General features: G+C 50.1%; 17 protein-coding genes. 9 read left to right on the top strand and 8 right to left on the bottom strand.

Annotated features, from left to right (window positions below):
- Together HUU10_10395 and HUU10_10390 are read left to right on the top strand one after the other, a co-directional pair.
- On the top strand, positions 1-285 hold the full coding sequence (locus HUU10_10395) for a 4a-hydroxytetrahydrobiopterin dehydratase (protein NUQ82009.1): 285 nt from the start codon (positions 1-3) through the stop codon (positions 283-285).
- A complete protein-coding gene (locus HUU10_10390) occupies positions 286-1,005 on the top strand; it encodes a hypothetical protein (GenBank protein ID NUQ82008.1) in 720 nt (239 codons plus the stop codon). It begins immediately after the preceding gene.
- Here HUU10_10390 and HUU10_10385 read toward each other — a convergent pair.
- The 4 genes from HUU10_10385 to HUU10_10370 all read right to left on the bottom strand — a co-directional run bounded on the left by HUU10_10385 (position 998) and on the right by HUU10_10370 (position 5,741).
- Positions 998-2,488, bottom strand: coding sequence for an FAD-binding oxidoreductase (locus tag HUU10_10385; protein NUQ82007.1), 1,491 nt, complete (start codon positions 2,486-2,488; stop codon positions 998-1,000). The genes HUU10_10390 and HUU10_10385 overlap by 8 nt on opposite strands.
- Before the next feature lie 113 nt (positions 2,489-2,601).
- Positions 2,602-3,207 carry a 2,3-bisphosphoglycerate-dependent phosphoglycerate mutase gene (locus HUU10_10380; GenBank protein ID NUQ82006.1) on the bottom strand — a complete coding sequence of 202 codons (606 nt, stop codon included), beginning with the start codon at positions 3,205-3,207 and terminating at the stop codon, positions 2,602-2,604.
- Between the two features lie 88 nt (positions 3,208-3,295).
- Complete coding sequence (locus HUU10_10375; GenBank protein NUQ82005.1) at positions 3,296-4,510, bottom strand: aminotransferase class V-fold PLP-dependent enzyme; 1,215 nt, start codon at positions 4,508-4,510, stop codon at positions 3,296-3,298.
- A gap of 7 nt (positions 4,511-4,517) precedes the next feature.
- On the bottom strand, positions 4,518-5,741 hold the full coding sequence (locus HUU10_10370) for a molybdopterin molybdotransferase MoeA (GenBank protein NUQ82004.1): 1,224 nt from the start codon (positions 5,739-5,741) through the stop codon (positions 4,518-4,520).
- A 29-nt stretch (positions 5,742-5,770) separates the two neighbouring features.
- Between HUU10_10370 and HUU10_10365 the strand changes: the two genes are divergently transcribed.
- Positions 5,771-6,283, top strand: a complete 513-nt coding sequence (locus HUU10_10365; protein ID NUQ82003.1) for an NUDIX domain-containing protein — start codon at positions 5,771-5,773, stop codon at positions 6,281-6,283.
- Positions 6,284-6,286: 3 nt separating this feature from the next.
- Here the strand turns inward: HUU10_10365 and HUU10_10360 are convergent, their stop codons facing one another.
- The gene (locus HUU10_10360) at positions 6,287-6,781 is read right to left on the bottom strand and encodes a hypothetical protein (protein ID NUQ82002.1); all 495 of its coding nucleotides are present in this window, start codon (positions 6,779-6,781) and stop codon (positions 6,287-6,289) included.
- Positions 6,782-6,929: 148 nt separating this feature from the next.
- Here HUU10_10360 and HUU10_10355 point away from each other — a divergent pair, with 148 nt between their 5' ends.
- The 6 genes from HUU10_10355 to HUU10_10330 all read left to right on the top strand — a co-directional run bounded on the left by HUU10_10355 (position 6,930) and on the right by HUU10_10330 (position 13,742).
- Positions 6,930-8,990, top strand: coding sequence for a thioredoxin domain-containing protein (locus HUU10_10355; GenBank protein ID NUQ82001.1), 2,061 nt, complete (start codon positions 6,930-6,932; stop codon positions 8,988-8,990).
- 70 nt (positions 8,991-9,060) lie between these two features.
- Positions 9,061-9,387, top strand: coding sequence for a DUF4286 family protein (locus HUU10_10350; GenBank protein NUQ82000.1), 327 nt, complete (start codon positions 9,061-9,063; stop codon positions 9,385-9,387).
- Positions 9,388-9,390: 3 nt separating this feature from the next.
- Entirely contained in the window at positions 9,391-10,065 is a 675-nt protein-coding gene (locus HUU10_10345) for a hypothetical protein (protein NUQ81999.1), read from the top strand.
- Positions 10,025-11,770, top strand: a complete 1,746-nt coding sequence (locus HUU10_10340; GenBank protein NUQ81998.1) for a tetratricopeptide repeat protein — start codon at positions 10,025-10,027, stop codon at positions 11,768-11,770. Before HUU10_10345 ends, HUU10_10340 begins: the two co-directional genes overlap by 41 nt.
- Positions 11,767-12,528, top strand: coding sequence for a DUF4292 domain-containing protein (locus HUU10_10335; GenBank protein ID NUQ81997.1), 762 nt, complete (start codon positions 11,767-11,769; stop codon positions 12,526-12,528). Before HUU10_10340 ends, HUU10_10335 begins: the two co-directional genes overlap by 4 nt.
- On the top strand, positions 12,525-13,742 hold the full coding sequence (locus HUU10_10330) for a peptidoglycan DD-metalloendopeptidase family protein (protein ID NUQ81996.1): 1,218 nt from the start codon (positions 12,525-12,527) through the stop codon (positions 13,740-13,742). The genes HUU10_10335 and HUU10_10330 overlap by 4 nt, the downstream gene beginning before the upstream one ends.
- 3 nt (positions 13,743-13,745) lie before the next feature.
- On the opposite strand, the gene mtaB is transcribed toward HUU10_10330, so the two are convergent.
- From mtaB to HUU10_10315, 3 genes are all read right to left on the bottom strand, one after another.
- A complete protein-coding gene (mtaB, locus tag HUU10_10325) occupies positions 13,746-15,047 on the bottom strand; it encodes a tRNA (N(6)-L-threonylcarbamoyladenosine(37)-C(2))-methylthiotransferase MtaB (protein NUQ81995.1) in 1,302 nt (433 codons plus the stop codon).
- A gap of 81 nt (positions 15,048-15,128) precedes the next feature.
- Positions 15,129-17,639 (bottom strand): 30S ribosomal protein S1, encoded by a 2,511-nt coding sequence (gene rpsA, locus HUU10_10320; protein NUQ81994.1) that lies wholly within the window; start codon positions 17,637-17,639, stop codon positions 15,129-15,131.
- Positions 17,640-17,656: 17 nt separating this feature from the next.
- The gene (locus HUU10_10315) at positions 17,657-18,298 is read right to left on the bottom strand and encodes a hypothetical protein (GenBank protein NUQ81993.1); all 642 of its coding nucleotides are present in this window, start codon (positions 18,296-18,298) and stop codon (positions 17,657-17,659) included.
- Positions 18,299-18,378: the final 80 nt, after the last annotated feature.

Here is an 18,378-nt window from a genome sequence, read left to right as displayed (position 1 = left end):
ATGAAACGGATCAAACTGACTGCTGCGGAAATAGAAGATCGTTTGGCCGGACTTCCCGGATGGAAGTCTGGCGGATCCTTCATTGAACGAACATTCCTTTTTAAAGATTTTCCTCATGCCGTAGAGTTTGTCAACAAACTGACAGTCCCTGCAGAGGAGATGCAACACCACCCCGATATCCATTGGGTCTATAACCGGCTCACGATCCGGCTGAATACACACGAAACCGGCGGGCTCACAGAACTTGATTTTGAGTTGGCCAAACGACTAAACGCACTTATCTGAATGGGAACCCCCTTTTTCCTTTGTCCCGACTGTAACACGCGCTTTTATGAGCGGGTGCCCGCCTGTCCGATCTGCGGCCACCGTTTCTTTTCGTTGCAGGAAAAAGATCCGCTTTCTGTTTGGGTTGATTATCTCTCAGCTCCAAAGGAAACCATCGGATTGTTTAACCGGTCTGCATCATCGTGGAAGTCATGGATTCCCCTGATGTTCAGCCTGTTGCTGACCACCCTCTATGCCGTGACTAATCCCTTTTTGCAAATGCCATCGGTAAACTGGGCCTTTGCAATGCCGGTTCTGAAGGCAGTATATGTGTCAGTAGCGATCTGGCTGGTGGTCCATTTTCTGTTGCTGATGTCCCTTTTTGCAGGGCTATCGGTCAATTCGGGGACGCTGAAGGTCAGTCAGGTCGCAAAATCGATGGCAGGTATGTCGGTTCCCTGGGTGTATTGTTTGCTGCTTGCCTGGCTTTTCAGGGTGTTGAACAGGAGGGGTGTGGTTTTTGAAGACTCTGTCTTTGACTGGCTGACATCCGTATTTGACTATTTGTTTCTGGCACTGGGCCTGATCCTGGCCCTGACTGCCCTGCGTCACGGTCTGGAGGTTCTGACCGGACTGACCGGACTCAGACTGCTTCTCTTTTCGGTCGGTTTTCCGCTGATGGTCTTTCTGATGGTTCTGGTTATTATCCTGCTGTTTGCAGCAGGGGTATGGCTCAGCTGATCAGCAGACGTTCCGGAATCAGAGTGCCTTGCCCCAGAATCAGATGGGGATCAAAAAACCTCTTGACGGCTGCCATTTGCCTGAGGCCGTCTTCACCATACATATCAAGCAGGTAGTCCACCTTCAGTTTTCCAACGCCGTGTTCGGCCGAAATCGTGCCTCCCATTGCAAGTGCGGCGTTGATAAACTCCCGGTAGATCACCTTACCCCGGTCATGTTCTTCTGCAGAATGGGGAAGAATGTTCATGTGAAGGTGACAGTCTCCGATGTGGCCAAAAATCACCCAACGGAAAGGGCTGTTATCCAGATGATGATGATAGGTTTTCATCATGTTGCGGAAGGACTCCTCGGGTACCGCGATATCGCTGCTGATTTTTTTAACTCTATTCCGGTTGAGAAATTCGTTGATCAGGGCAGGAAGGGCATGCCGGTATTCCTTGAAAAAATCATCTTCCTTTGGGGTCTGGGCAAACCATGACAGATCCAGCATGGCCTGGTGCTGAGAGGCCAGATCGAACCACCATGCCAGTAATTCATCTTCATTCCCCTGATTGCACTCCTGTTCAAAATAGACGGCACCGGCCGCATTGGCGGGTGTTTGCGGATATTTATCACGAAGGAAACGCAGGGATTGGTGATCGAAGAATTCGAGGCTGGTGGCCGCTGGTTTCCCGGCTTCCCAATCTGAGGCAAAGGACAGATGTCTGGCCTCATCGACAAAGGATAGCAGATGGTTTTCCTCGTCAAAAAACAGAATGGCGCTGAAGAATTTTTCTGGCTTCCGTATCAGCCGGAGGGTGGCAGCAGTGATAATTCCCAAAGTTCCCTCTGATCCGATAAACAGGTCAATCAGATCCATATCCTGCTGAACATAATAGCCAGCGGCGTGTTTAATATCCGGCATGCTGTAATGAGGAATGCTGAATTGAAAGGATCTGCCACCTGATGAAAAGGAAAAGACACCGTTTTTTGCCAGGTGTTCACCGCGCCGGATGGTCAGCGGGAATCCATCGGGGAGAATCAGTTCAATGGATTCTACCCAACGGCGGGTACTTCCGAACCGGAATGACCGGGCACCGCTCGCATTGGTGCTGATGGTTCCTCCTATAAAAGCATTTCTTTCAGTCGGATCGGGAGGGTACAGCCAGCCTGCAGCAAGAACTGTATCCTGTACGGTCCTGAGCGGGATACCTGCTTCGACCCGGATGAAGGCCTCATCAGAGGAGGTCACTTTAATCGGACCAATCTGGTTCAGGCGGTCAGTCGCAAGCAGACGGCCCTTGAATGGTACTCTGCCCCCGGTGGTTCCTGTACCGTTTCCCGAGATGGTGACCGGTGAACGGGACTGGTGGCATTCGGAAAGAAATCGCGAGACTTCTTCGATTGTTTCGGGAAACCAGACGCCATCAAGCTGACCGGGTCTGAGTCCGCTGGTATCTCCCAGCCAGGATTGGTATTCATCGGGATTGGTTTTAATAATCATAGGGCAGTCATTTTTCTGAAAATAGGAAACAACGGGCGGGCGAAAAAATTCCGGAAGGAGGGAGAAAAGTCAGTCAGCCGGTTGAATCGGCTGACTGATCAGAAGGGAATGAATCAGAGAATGACTTTTTTCAGGATTTTTCCTGTTGAATCGAAATCGTAAACAATCGGAACTCCATTCGGGATGTTCAGTTCAAGAACCTGTTCCCGGGTCAGGGCATCCAGATCCATCACGATGGCCCGGAGACTGTTTCCATGGGCGGAAACCACCACATTTTTTCCGGCAACCACTTTTGGCAGGATTTCTGATTTAAAGTAGGGAATTGCACGGGCCGCGGTGTCCTTCAGGCTTTCTCCGTTGGGAGGAGCGATATCGTAGGACCGGCGCCAGATGTGAACCTGTTCTTCGCCGAATTCTTTGGCTGTTTCAGCCTTGTTTTTTCCTTGAAGATCGCCGTAGTGTCTTTCGTTTAACGCCTGATCACGAATTACATTCAGATGGGTCTGTCCAGCTTCTTCCAAGGCATATTGCAGGGTATCGATGGCACGCTTCAAAACCGAGGTATAGGCGATATCAAACTTGATATCCTTGATTTTCCGACCGGAATCTTTTGCTTCATTGATGCCTTTGGGAGTTAAATCCACATCTATCCAACCGGTAAAACGGTTTTCCAGATTCCAGATTGATTCACCATGACGGATCAGAACTAATTTTCCCATTTCATTTTCCTGTAATAGATTAAACTGCAAAGATAAAAAATCCAGAAATCAGCGACCAGAAACCTGCATTGGGAAATCGTTAGAAGGCTTATCCGCGATTTCCGCCGATTTGCGACAGGGCTGCCTGACTTTTTGTATACTTGAGCCGGGCATCGGCCTTTTTAAGGGCATCAAGCATCCGGTCAATGTCGTCGCGGGTGTTATAAAAATGGGGGGAAACTCTCAGATATTTTTCCCGGGCAGATATGGTGATCTTTTCAGTCTTCAACTGGTCAGAGAGCGTGCCGGGATCCTGAACAATGAAACTGACAATTCCGGAATGGAGATCGTCGCGGTAGTTCAGAGCCGTCCGGTAACCCAGGGACAACAGCCGGTCACTGGTATAGGTGGCCAGGCCAACGACCTGAGACTCAATTTTATGAATTCCGATTTCGGAAAGCAGATCGATGGCTGCACCAAGCCCCACCAATCCGATGGCATTGAGAGTACCGGTTTCGTACCGCCGTGCATCGCGGGCGAGGCGTTGATTCAGATTGAACAGATCCCATGGATTTTCCACAGATAACCAGCCCACGTAGGCCTGATTGAGCATGGTCCGCAATTCTTCAGAAGCGAAAACAAATCCGGTTCCCATGGGTCCCATCATCCATTTCTGGGCACCGACTGCCAGAAAATCGATTTTCATTTTTTTAACATCGAGGGTAACGGCACCGGCCGACTGGGATCCATCCACCGCAAACAGAATTCCTTTTTCGTGACAAAGGGCCCCGATTTCTTCGATCTGAAGGCGGAGTCCCGTCAGAAACTGAACCTGACTGATGCAAACCAATTGGGTCTCGGGTCTGATCAGCCGGCGGATATCATCGGCATCGAAACGTCCGCTTCTGTCACGGATGAGATCGATTACCACTCCTTCGCGGATAAAACGGGAAAACGTTTGGGTTACCGAGGGAAAATCACGTTCATACATGATGATCCGGTCGCCTCTTTTCCACTTGAGTGCATTGGCGAGGATATTCAGACCATCGCTGGTATTGGAAGTCAGAGCTATATCTGCGGCTGTTGCGCCGATGAACCGTCCGATTTTGTCCTTGAGAGAAAGAATAAAACGGGAGAAGCCTGGATAGACGTCGATATCTCCCGTTGATCGCTGAGTCAGGTGATCCTGAATGGCTGTTGTCACCCGGACAGACAGTGGAGAGACTGCTGCGTGGTTCAGATAAACCTGGTCTCCCGTGTGAGGAAACAGGGACCGGTAAGCAGTCAGGTCCGCTGGTTTCCCCAGATGGTTGGGTGTTCGCATGAACGTATCAGGGCTGCATCAGGTTCAGCAGATGAATTTTCACTGTTGAACCTTGTGGAACCGTGCCGGTATCCTCATTGATGTGAATGATACAGTTGGCCCGTGCGATGGAAGTCATCAGACCACTGCTTTGTTTGCCGGTAGTTTTAACCGAATAGGATCCATCATGTTCCCGGGTGGCAATTCCGCGAAGGAAATGGGTCATTCCGGGGTTTTTCTGAATCGGTTCTTCGAGAACAGCCGGGTAATAGAAGTAATCGGTTTGCGGATAGGCAAGCAGACGTTTCAGCAGGGGAACGACATATTCGATAAAGCTGACATAGGTGGAAACCGGATTTCCGGGCAAACCGAAAATGGGTCGGCCATGCCAGGTTCCGAAGACCATCGGCTTGCCGGGTTTTTGCTTGACGGCCGTAATTTTTACATCCACATTGAGTTCGTGGAAGGCTTTTTTAATGAAATCACGGTCACCGATGCTGGCTCCACCGGTGCAGACAATCACATCGGCCTCTTCACCCTTCTGAATCCGGTTGGTGATATCGGAAATGGAATCTTTGGCCACGCCCAGATTGATGACATCCATACCACAGGCCTGGGCCAGTGCCATTAGCATATATGTATTTGAATTTCTGATTTTGCCGGGCGTGAGCGGTTTATCAATGGGAATCAGTTCATCTCCGCTGGCCAGAATCCCGATTTTTGGACGGCGGTATACCGGGATTTCAATAAAACCAAGGGCGGCGAGAAGTGAAATGTTTCCAAAGGTGATTTCAGTTCCTGCCGGAAGGATCACTTCACCCTTTTGGATATCCTCACCGACAAACCGGATGTTAGACAGTTCTTCCACCGTATTGAAGATTTTGATCCGGTTGCCATACGTGGGTTCAGTTGCCTCGAGGGGCACCACTGCATCGGTTCCTTCGGGAACAGGTGCACCCGTCATTACTTTTACGGTGGTTCCGGTCCGAAGCCGGGTGGTTGGTAATTTTCCGGCCGGTATATCATCGAGCGTATCGATCAGAACCGGCTTATCTGGTGTGGCCTGCAGGATGTTTTTAATCTTAACCGCATATCCATCCATGGCGGCATTGTTAAAAGGGGGCAGGTTTTCGCTGGCAACGATGTCCTGAGAGATGATCTGACCCAAGGCCTTTTTAATGGGAATATAAATGGTTTCGATGGTTTTGCCTGTTCCGAGGATGATGGATTTGGCTTCGGAATAGGAAATCATATCTTGGTGATGGTTGTTATTATTCATAAATGACAGAAAAAGTTAAACGAAAACATGAAGAGTTAAGCCGGTATGAAGGGTATATAAGGCCCAGAGTCGGCGGATTGCTGTTTGTGAATGACCATCTCCTGTTGGTTCAGCAGCAAAGTATGTTTGATCAGGACCGGTTTCATTGGCTTCCGCCAGGGGGAGGGGTGGCATTCGGAGAGCCTCTCCACCGTGCAGTTTGCCGTGAATTCCATGAAGAAACCGGTTTGTTGGTTAAAGCCGGTCGCCTTCTGTACCTGAATGAATTTATCTATGAAAAGGTTCACGCAGTTGAATTTTACTTCGAAGTCAGACTTGATGGCGGGGGACAGCAGATGCGGTTGGGTACTGATCCCGAATTGCCGGGTCATCAGCAGATAATCCGGGACCTGAAGTGGCATCCGGTTCATTCTATCCAGTCGCTCGATTTTATTCCCCGTCTGGCAGGATTGCGTTTGGAAGATGATTACCGGGCTGGTTTTCCGACCAACCCGGTTCTCCTGCAAAAATCCTGAGTCTCAGCGGATAATGAATACAGCAGCCTTACCGGAGTAGGTGTTGCTGAAATCCCTGATTTCCTTTGAATCACTGAAATAGAAATAACTCACAGCGGCAGCAGCCGTACCGGCAACCAGACCACCCACGGTTGCGCCGGGCTGATCAAGGGCCACGCCCAGGCCGACAAGGGGGCCGGCAATGGCGCCAAACCAAATGGCAGGTGCCCACAGATTTTTCTTTCTTTCCATGACCCAGGTTGCCTTGGATTCAACCAGAATCAAAGCCTGAATGGAGGCATCTTCTTCAAAAGTGGCCTTTAATTCGCGGAAGGTATCGTCATCAACAGAATCGGCAAGTGCAAGCGATTTGGTTGGCATGGCATCGGTGGGCAGGCCGAGGTTTTCTAAAGTGGGCTTAGCCACTTCCCATTGTTTTTTCAGATCCTGGGCACCAGCAATGGTGACCAGAGCGGCAACCAGACCGAGAACGGCAGTGGAACGGAAGAGAGCTTTCATACTTATTCTAAGGCCTCCAAGTTTAAATAACGGGCAAAAATACAAAAAAATTTATTTTTTTTCCAATAACCGTGACAGTCTCTTTGAACAGAGGCCCTGAAAAGGAATTTTCACCAGTCCGGTTCGGTTAAAAGCCCGGGAGGAAATGATGACACATACGAAACCAAACCGCCTGATTCAGGAAACCAGTCCGTATCTGCTGCAGCATGCAATGAATCCGGTCGATTGGTACCCCTGGGGCCCTGAAGCGCTTGAAAAGGCGCAATCCGAGAATAAACCCATTTTCCTTTCCATCGGCTATTCGGCCTGTCATTGGTGCCATGTGATGGAACACGAAAGCTTTGAAAACCCCGAAACCGCCAACTTGCTGAATACTCATTTTGTCAGTATCAAGGTTGACCGTGAAGAACGACCTGATCTGGATTCGCTGTACATGACGGCCGTTCAGATGATGACGGGTCGTGGAGGCTGGCCGATGAGTGTGTTCCTTTTTCCGGACGGACATCCCTTTTATGGTGGCACCTATTTTCCTCCGGCGGACCGGCATGGCCTTCCGTCTTTCAACCGGGTCCTGTACTCGGTTGCGGCCGCCTGGAAGGACCGGCAGGCAGAATTGCGTGCCTCGGCGGTTGCACTCACCCGATCCCTTGAAGACGTTCTGTCTGGCGCGCTTCCTGAAGGATCCTTCTCTGATGAGGACTGGGCAGGGGCCATCCGTCAGGAATTAAACAGGCTCGATCCTGTCCATGGCGGATTTGGGGGCGCACCCAAGTTTCCTCCTGCCATGCTTCTGCAGTTTATGCTTCGCTATGACCACGCCCATCCGGATGAACAGGTTCAGAAAGCCATTCGCCTGACCCTCGATAAGATGGCTGCAGGTGGAATTTACGACCATTTATCGGGAGGGTTTTCCCGGTACTCGGTCGATGCAGAATGGCATGTGCCGCATTTCGAAAAAATGGCCTATGACAATGGGCTGCTTCTGCGGGTTTACTCAGAGGCAGCCATCCGGTTTCAGGACAATGGATATCATCAGGTGGCAAGGGAAACCACCCTTTGGATTCTGAAAGACCTGACTCACCCGGATGGCCCTTTCTATTCCAGCTTTGATGCCGACAGTGAAGGAGAAGAAGGAAAATTCTACACGTGGACACAGGCTGAAATCGATCTGGCATTGCCGCCTGAAGATGCGGTGCTTTTCCGATCGGTCTATGATGTAACAGAACATGGAAACTGGGAACACACCAATGTGCTCAGATTGACCCGGCCCCTTGCGTTTCATGCCGCCAGGGCAGGCCTGTCGCCGGAAGCGTTGATTGAGAAACTGAGTAATCTCCGCGAAGTCCTTCTGAATCATCGAAAACAGAGGATTCCTCCTGCCAGGGACGAAAAAATACTGACTGCCTGGAATGCCCTTCTCATTCACGGACTCGTTCATGCCGGTTTTCACCTTCAGGTTCCCGGGGCCATGCAGGCCTCTCAGCGTGCAGGACAGTGGTTGTGGGATCAGATGTATGATCAGAATAAGGCGGTGTTGTACCGGTCATGGAAGGACGGAAAAAGAAAAATTCCTGGTTTTGCCGATGATTATGGACATTTGATACTGGCCTTTACTGACTTGGCCATGTATAGTGGTGACCAGCGATGGGCGGACCGGGCCCGTGAATTGATGACCGTGGCTCTGAAGGCGTTCCTGAAGGAGGATCAGACAGGATTCTGGATGGGGGCTTCAGGTGAAGAAACCCTGATCATCCGGCACCAGGATGGATATGACAATGCAGAACCGGCCGGCAACTCTTCGCTCACCTGGGGGCTTGTGGTGCTTGACCGGTTATTCGTCATTCCCGAATGGGGGGATCTGGCCCGAAAAATTCTCCGTCACCAGCACCAGCGCATTGTACAGTCATTATCGGCAGCGGGCTGGCAGGCCTGTGCGGCCTGGATGGCGTTTCATCCAGGTCAGGAAGTGGTTTTGTCGGGGACTATCGGAGATTCATGGAAATCGCTGATCCGGAAGAGATTTGAACCTCAGACACTGTGGTTATGGGGTGACTGGGATCCGACTCATCCATTATTCAGAGACAGGGTAGCTGACCGTTCAACCGTGACGGCGTGGCGTTGCAGTGGTATGCAGTGCGACCTTCCGGTTACCGATCCTGCCAATCTGGAGCAACAACTGAATGCCGGTCCGGTTCGGAAGCCTTCTTAGGCAGGTGATTTTTATTGGTGGATAAATTCCTGATATTTAGGACAGTCCTGCAACAAATTCCGGAAGAAACATGAAAATTACCTATGAAGTGGTTGTTGATGTCAGAAAAACCAGAGAACTGGATTGGGTGACCTGGATGACCGACCACCACATGCCATCCATCTGTCGCGTGGCGAATGTCTCGGATGCCATGCTGATTAAGTCGGATGAGCAGGAGACACCGGAATATGCCCGTTTCAGGGTCCTTTATCTTTTTAATGATAAAGAATCACTGGATGATTATCTGGAAAACCACGCAAAGGAATTCAGGGCCGAGCATGAGGAAGCCTTTGGTGGTGACTTCAAAGTGTCACGTCATATCGGAATTCTGATGAAATGGCTGGAAACCCGGCCCTGACCGTTGAGGCCATTCCCTGTCACACGGTTTGCACATCCGGTCGAGGTTGTCGATAACCAGCCTTTGGGAACACATTTTGTTAGTCTCAGTCTGAAATCTCAATGGGTGTCATCACCATTCTGGCTTCCCGGGCAGTATCTGATGTTTGACGGTGAAGATCAGGGACGGGTTGTGCGTAAGTGCTTTACCCCCATTGCAGCCGGGAAGCAAGGATTCACCGTTCTGATCAGGCGTACCGGTGGGTGGATGAATAACCGGTTGTGCGAAAGCAGACAGGGAACCATTCTCAGAATGTCGGGTGCAACAGGAAAGCAGAAACTGTTTTCTGAAGACAATCAGCCTGTATCCTGCGTGGCTTTCGATTCGGGTATCAGTTTTGCCATCAGTCTGGCCAAACATCCGGGCTCACCACCCATGCAACTTTTCTGGTCTGCGGCAGATGGTCTGATGAATGACCTGACAGTGATTTCTGAACGGTTTGAAATCCCCATCATACCGTTTGATCAGTATGAAACCATCCTTCCCGGACTCAGCCGGCAGGAGAACCGGCAGATTTTTCTGAGCGGTGACGGAAGGATGATTGCCAATCTGGAATCTCTTTTACTCAAACATGGAATTGACCGTGCCTGTATCCGCCATGAAATTTATTATAACCACCGCGACTACCTTCCGCATTAAACAGATTTTTGCTGCAGTGACCGTCATGGCCAGCCTTCAGGCCTGTTCGATGTTTGAACCAACAGCAAAACCAAGTCAGCCACAGGTGGTCAGCAAAGAAAAGGCATTGGATGCCTTTGTGGAAGGAGTCACAGCAGAATCTCTGGGTGACCCGGCCAAAGCGATCGACCAATTCAGGTTGTCTCTCATCTACGATTCTACGACCGTGCGGGCCGCCACCACTTATTACAATCTGGCCCGTTTATATCAGAGTTCCGGGCAGCAGGCACTCGCCCTCCAGCATGCAGTCGTGTCTGTGAAGTTGGATTCGGTCAATACCGATTACCGGGCTTTGCTGGCACGTCTGTATTTCGAAAATACCCTCTACCGGGAAGCCGCCCGGGAATATGAAGTCCTGGTACGGACCAGTCCTGATCAGCCCGACTTCCTGTATCGTCTGGCCATGATGTATCAGATGAGCCGGCAGATCGGACCTGCTTTAAAAACCTTCGAACAGTACATTGAAAGGTTCGGTGAGGATTTTAATGTCAGAATGCAGCAATTAATGATTCTGGATGCGCGGAATGAACGACAGCAGGTAATTAATATTCTGAATGGAATGGCTGTGGAGGATCCCGATAACACGGCTGTCAGACGGATTCTTTCCCGGGAATACCTGAAAGCAGGACAACCCGATTCTGCGGTTCAGTCATTGCTTCCGTTGCTAGAGGCGGATCCGCAGGATGTGGCCACCTTACTGGCCGTCAGTGAATTGTATTACCGTGCCGGAAAGGACTCGGCCAGTGCCGTTTATCTGAACCGTCTGTTTAATACGTCGGAAATTACCGATGACGAATTGATTGCAGCGGGACAGATCTTTGTTGAGGCCGGTAAATCGGATTCCACTACGGCCCGGTTTTCGGTCTTTATGTTTGGGCAGCTCGAAAAGCAACGGCCGGCAGACTGGCGGCCGCTCTGGTTCATGGCGGTTCATCTGATGGGATCTGATTCTTTCGGGGAGGCCGCGGAACGGTTCGAGAAGGTGGTGAAACTAAACCCATCTCTGGTCCAGGGATGGCAAAACCTTGCGGTTGCATTCCTTCAGCAGCAGAAGTACCAGGAAGCATCACTCTGGTCGGGAAAGGGACTCGAGAAACATCCGCAGGATTTCCAATTGAATTATTTCAGGGGATTTGCAGACTTTCAGCTGAATGCCGATTCTTCGGCCATCCGTTTTCTGTCGAAGGCTTCCGAAATCAATCCGTATCTCCCCGATCCCATGGTGATTCTGGCTTCGGCTTATGAGCGGAAAGGGTTGTTCGCACTGTCCGATTCATTGTTCGGGAAAGTATTGGTTCTCGATCCGAATAATGCAACCGTTCTTAATAATTTTGCTTATTCACTATCTGAAAGGGGAATCCGGCTGGATGAAGCCAAACGAATGTCTGAGGCTTCACTGAAGGCAGAACCTGAAAATGCCGCCTTTCTTGATACCTACGGATGGATCTGTTACCAGCTGAAGGACTTTCAGACGGCAGAATATTACATAAAAAAGTCGATCGAAACCGGAGACGCGAGCGCGGTGGTATATGAACATCTTGGCGATGTCTACATGGCCATGGGTAACCGTGAGAATGCAGTTCTCTGGTGGAAAAAAGCTTTCGAAAAGGATCCGTCCTTAAAAGGAATCAAAGACAAACTGGCCGGGGCAGGTGCCAAGCAATGACAAGGGTCTTGGTTTGGGTAACGTGCCTGATCCTCGGGACTTCCTGTCAGGTTTCCAGAACCATCCGGGAAAGCAATGGTCCGATGGTTTCTGATACAGAGTTACTGACCACCATTCTGGAACAGCAAAACCCAGGGCCTTTTCTGGGACAAGGATCACTTACCATCGAAACACAGGAAAAGGGTCAACGACTGACCTGCAAGGTCCGGTTCAACGGGAACGACACCCTTAAGGTTGAGGTCAATACCGGATTCGGTTATGGTCTCATCAATCTGTGGCTGACCACCGATAGCCTGTTTATTTCGAACCGTCTGACCAATCAGTTTGTCTCGACCACGTATGAATCGGATGAGCTTCAGCAATTACTCACCTTTCCGTTTGGTTACGCCGATATCCAGACGCTTTTTCTGGGCCGTCTTGTCCTTTCTCCGGACTCCAGATTGGTGAACGTGATCAGGGAAGAGGATGATCTGATCTATCTGTTCAGAAGTTCTGGAGGCAGTGAAAAGATCTGGGTGAATACAAATTTGAAAAAACCAACCCGGATTCTCAGGTCGGACCGGCGCGGAAATACCATCCTGGATATTATGTTGCAACGATACAAGACCGTGGAAGCAGGGCAAATGGCTCATCAGATCCAGCTTTTCAGGCCTGGAAGTCAGGAAAAAGTGTCCCTGTATTTTAACTCACTTGAACCCTCCGATGTGACCAACCTGCCGGTGACCATTCCACCCGCCATGGAACGGATACGATTGTGAGCAGACGGTTACTATTCCTGTTTTTGCTGCTGTTCCCGCTGGCAGCTTTTCCGCAGGATGTAAAACGCTCGGCACAGAAGCTCGAATCGATCCGAAAACAGATCAAGGATCTGGAGGATAAAATTTCTTCCACCCAGACCGCCGAAAAGAACTCACTTCAGCAGATCAACCAGTATGAGCGGCAACTGATCCTGACTCATGCGCTGGTAAAAACCATGGCCGATGAACTCAATCGGTTGAAGCGCGACATTGAAGAGACACGGCAGGATCTGATTGAAACCGAGAAGGCCATTGCCGATCTGAAAGCCCATTATGCCCGTTATGTGACCCGCGTTTACAAACAGGGAACCGATTATGAGCTGGAATGGCTCTTTTCGTCCCAATCGGTGAACCAGGGAATCCGGCGACTGATGTACATCCGGTTTTTTGCCGAACAGCGGGTGCGCGATCTTGAAGACTTTGAGGTCAGGAAAAAGCAAACGCGGGCACAGCGGCTTCGTCTTCAGGCCCAATTGGATGAGCAGAATCTGTTGTTTAAACAGAAAAAAGCCGAGGAAGGGAGTCTGAAAAAGAAAAAGGCACGTCTCGATACGGCCGTTAAGCAGGCCCGGAAGAATATTAAAAAATTCAATGACTCACTGAATAAACAGCGGCAGGAGGAAGAAAAAATTCAGAATCTCATTGCACGGCTGATTGAAGAGGAAGAAATCCGGCGGGCCAAGGAGGCAGAAAAGGGCGTCGACTCATTCAGGAAATCGAAAGACTTCACAGCAGAGCGTGTTGATTACTCGGCGATTAACCCGACTTTTCATCTCAATAAAGGTAAGTTTTCATGGCCGGTATCAAATGGAGTGATTATCACCAGCTATGGGAAAATTTATGACAAGACGCTGAAGACCACCAAAATCAGCAATGGAATCGATATTGCAGTCCCGGTAGGAACACCGGTACATACCATTGCCGATGGTCTGGTTGCCAAAATGGATTACATTCCCGGCTTCGGAAATGTGATCATTATCCGCCACAACAATTCATACCTGACGGTGTACGGGCAGTTGGAGTCAGTCACGGTTCAGGAAGGACAGAAAGTGACCGCTGGTGCAGTTATCGGGTCGAGCGGCGGGCTGAATTCAAGCAGGGGACCTTCGCTTCACTTCGAGGTCTGGTATGGAAAAGACCACCAGAATCCGGAAGTCTGGCTGGCAAGACAGTAAGGATCAGAGGACCGTTCCCACCAGTTCCTGGTCATTCAGAAAACCTGTAATCCTGACGTTTATAATCGTATTCTCTGCCGACGACGGCACCTCAACTCCCACCCGCATGTAATTTCCCGTATAACCGAAGTAATATCCATCCCGGTGGTCACCCTCGATCAGAACGGATTGGACGGTTCCGATGGCGGTTGACAGGAAGTCATGTTCTTTCTGCCGGGAGACGATCCGTAATGTGGCATTGCGTTTTTTCCGGATTCCGGCAGGCACCTGATCAGTCATCGTTGCAGCCGGGGTGTTGGATCGTTCCGAATACGTGAAGACGTGGAGGTAAGAAAGCGGCAGACCGGCAATAAAAGTGGCGGTTTCTGCAAACAATGCATCCGTTTCCCCCGGAAAACCGACAATCACATCGGCTCCGATTCCTGCATCTGGCATTTCTGAATGAATGGTTTCAATCCGGTTTCGGTAGTCTTCCGTCAGATAGCGACGCTTCATCCGCTTCAGAATGGTATCACTGCCCGACTGAAGCGGAACATGAAAATGCCTGCAGAAACGATTGCTTCCGGCCACGAAACGTATGATGTCATCGGTCAGCAGGTTGGGTTCGATGGATGAAATACGGATCCGGTCGATTCCCGATTCCTGCTCGAGTCGTTTAAGCAGGTCCAGAAAGGTTTCTCCGGTTTTCCTGCCAAAATCGCCCACGTTCACTCCGCTGAGAACAATTTCCTTTGCACCGCTGGCTGATATACTTTGTGCCTGGCTGATGATGTCGCCGACAGATGGATTCCGGCTGGTTCCACGAGCAAGCGGAATGGTACAATAGGTACAGACGTAATCACATCCATCCTGAACTTTCAGAAAAACGCGTGTGCGGTTTCCCACCTCGAGCGAGTAGGCGCCTCCGTATTCATGAACGTCTTCGATGGGGGAGGTGATGACCCGTGAGGCACCGGTTCTTTCGAAGGATTGAATGAAATCGAACAGGTGAAATTTTTCGTTTGAGCCCAGAACCAGATCAACACCGCTGATTCCGGCAATGGAATCGGGGTCGAGCTGGGCGTAGCATCCGGTGACAATGGTAAAGGCATCGGGAGAGGTTTTCTGAAAATGCCTGATCAGCTGCCGGGCTTTCTGATCGGCCCGGTCCGTCACCGAACAGGTATTGATCACAATGACATCGGCTGGTTCTTCGTTCGGTACCTCGGTAAAACCCCGGTCGGTGAACTGGCGGCCAATGGTACTGGTTTCGGCAAAGTTGAGTTTACATCCCAGTGTATGAAAAGTGACTCGCTGACGGTTCATAGGAAGCAAAAGTGTTTAAATAAAAAAAGTCCGGCAGAACGCCGGACTTTTTCTGGTTAAAACCGGACAGGTACCGACCGGTTAGTCGTTACTGTCATCCTTTTTCTTAGAGGCTGGCTTCTTTTTGGAAGTCAGACCGGCCTCTTTCAGAGCAGTCGCCATGGCAGTCTCATTTGCAGAGGCAGCAGAGGCAATCGCCTTCATGGCTTCTTTATTGGACAGGTTCGATGCTTCGGTTTCAGAAACAATCACACGGCGTTCATCGGTGTTTAACTCAATGACCACGCAGGTGAGTTCCTGATCGTTTTTATAGTGCTGGCTGGTGTTGTTCTTTTCGACCAGATGGCTTTGCGGGATAAATCCTTCAAGTCCGTATGGAAGGGCAACGACCAGAGATTTGTCGTTTACCTTGGAAACTTTGGCAGTAACCGGAGTTCCGACCGGGAATACATTTTCAAATGTCTCCCATGGGTTTTCTTCCAGTTGTTTCATTCCAAGGGAAATACGACGGTTTTCACTGTCGATTCCGATAACGGTCACATCGATCACGTCACCTTTCTTCACGATTTCACCCGGATGCCGGACTTTCTTGGTCCAGCTGAGGTCAGAAACGTGAACAAGTCCATCCACGCCAGGCTCGAGTTCTACAAACACACCAAAGTTGGTGATGTTGCGGACCGTGCCACGGGTTTTGACATCAACAGGGTATTTCTTCAGCAGATTTTCCCATGGATCTTCCTCGAGCTGTTTCATGCCGAGAGAAATCTTTTTGTTGTCCTTGTCGATGGAAAGGATCACACAATCTACCTGCTGACCCATCTGAATCTTCTCGCTCGGATGTTTAATGTGCTGAGTCCAGCTCATTTCAGAGATGTGGATAAGGCCTTCGATGCCCTTGTCGATCTCGATAAAGGCGCCGTAATCGGCCAGAGAAACCACTTTGCCGGATACCTTGGTACCGATCGGGAAGCGCTCGTCGATGTTTTCCCATGGATGCGGCTGAAGTTGTTTGAGACCCAGCGAAATCCGTTTCTTTTCTTTGTCGAAGTCGAGAATAACAACGTTGAGGGTCTGATCCAGACTGACCACTTCGGATGGGTGATTGACACGACCCCACGACAAATCGGTGATATGGAGAAGACCATCCACCCCGCCGAGATCGATGAATACCCCGAAATCGGTGATGTTCTTAACCACGCCTTCGAGAACCTGACCGGCTTCGAGATTCTGGAGAATGGCACCACGCTGATTTTCAAGATCCTTTTCAATAAGTACTTTGTGAGAAACGACCACGTTTTCGGTGGGTTGGTTGATTTTTACAACCTTGAAATCCATTTCCTGGCCAACGAGTGCATCGAAATCACGGATCGGACGAACGTCGATCTGTGAGCCGGGCAGGAAGGCTTCCACTCCGATCAGGTCTACGACCATTCCGCCTTTGATACGGCGTGAAATACGTCCGCGGATGATCTCATCCTTCTCATAGGCATTGGTGATTTTTTGCCAGATACGATAGAAGTCGGCACGTTTCTTTGACAGCACCAGAATACCTTCGCGGTTTTCGACGCTTTCAAGGAACACTTCAACTTCGGTACCGATTTTTGGTGATTCGCTGGGATGGAATTCCTGAATCGGAACCACACCATCAGATTTGAATCCGATGTCGACCCGTACATCACGGTCGGAAACAGAAATGACCCGGCCTTTAACAATCTGACCTTCTTTCAGATTGGTAACGGTTTGGTCATACAGAGCAGATAATTGCGCCAGATCATCGAACGAGTAATCCGAATCATCGTGAAGGTCTGCAGCGGAGACTACAGCACCAGCTTCGAGTTCGGATACAGAGATCCGGGATTTTTGGTTGTTGGACATTAGTTTTCCTCCGGTTAAAACGGTTGATTCCCGACGGGTGTTCATTACCTGCCGGGCTTTGCTGACCACCCACTCCACTTGTTCTTCGACTGACAGTTGGCTGTTGTCGAGGTGAATGGCATCAGCGGCTGGACGAAGGGGTGAATCGTTCCGGGTTGAATCGGAATGATCCCGTTGCCTGATTTCTTCCAGCAATTGTTCAAAATTGACAGTCTGCCCTTTGGCTTCCAGTTCCTTCTGGCGCCGTCGGGCCCGGGCAGCCGGATCGGCTACCATAAAAATTTTCAGATCGGCGCCAGGGAAAACCACTGTACCGATATCACGGCCGTCCATTACCAGTCCGCCATTACGGCCAAGGGCCTGTTGCAAACGGACCATTTCTTTCCTGACTGCAGGAATGGCTGAAACAGCACTGACCTGTGAAGTCACGTCGGGCATTCGGATGGCGTCGGTTACGTCGGTGTCACCCGCAAAAACCCGCTGTATATCCTGATCGGGTTGCAACCGGATCGGATGGGCGGCAAGAACCTTTAAAATCTCGTCGGTCTTAACCGTTCCGGGATTGATACCGTTCTGTATAAATAACCAGGTAACCGCACGGTACATGGCCCCTGTATCGGCATAGATATAACCCAATGCCTTTGCAACCAGGCGGGCGGTTGTACTTTTACCGGATGCGGCCGGTCCATCAATGGCGATGATTAAACTGTTTGACAAGGGTTCTGCTGGTTCTCTTACCGGATGGTTTTCTGGATTGCTTTTCCTTCAGCAGACGTAAACTCGGTTCGAATATCGAGATAACCCGGGTATTTCAGATTGTAGGATCCAACCATGATGGATGGTTTGGCCTTCAGTAAAAACCGGGTGGGCTGATTTCCCTCACCGGCCAGGTTAAACAGGAAGTTGAGAGCAGAATCGAAGGATTTTCCCGACAGGACCTTTTTAACATCCAGCTCGAACCTGAGCGGAAGTGTAGTAACGCCATTGTTGGCGGGTACCGATACATTCTCATTCAAAGAACCAGCCAGCATTTCAATTTCATCAATGAACAAAATCCACTCGAGCTGATTCATCGCGGCCGGAGTGGCATTCGGATTTTTTACATCCAGGTTCAGAGTCAGTGTCAGCGGAATGCGGTCACCAGCCAGAATACCACCAAGTTTTCCCAGATTGGAAAGACTCAGATCGGACTTGGAATCCACCTTCTGGAAATTGATACCCGCAACGCGGATATCCTGAACCGAGGATAATTTGAATTCACACTTAGCAAAATTCTGGGCTTCCCGGATCTGCTGTGTCAACCCGCATCCCTGAATGATCAGGATGCCGGCAATGGCAGCAAGTAAAACGATAAAATGATTCCGGTTAAGACGCATAAGCCCGTTTTTTATACAGAATTGCAAATATCAGAGGGGGTAACAATAAACGCAACCCTTCTGAAGGAAAATCGTGGTCA

The sequence above is a fragment of the Bacteroidota bacterium genome (assembly GCA_013360915.1).
Lineage (GTDB): Bacteria > Bacteroidota > JABWAT01 > JABWAT01 > JABWAT01 > JABWAT01.
Note: the sequence above shows the minus strand (reverse complement) of the source record. Positions and strands in the feature narration are given on the sequence as shown.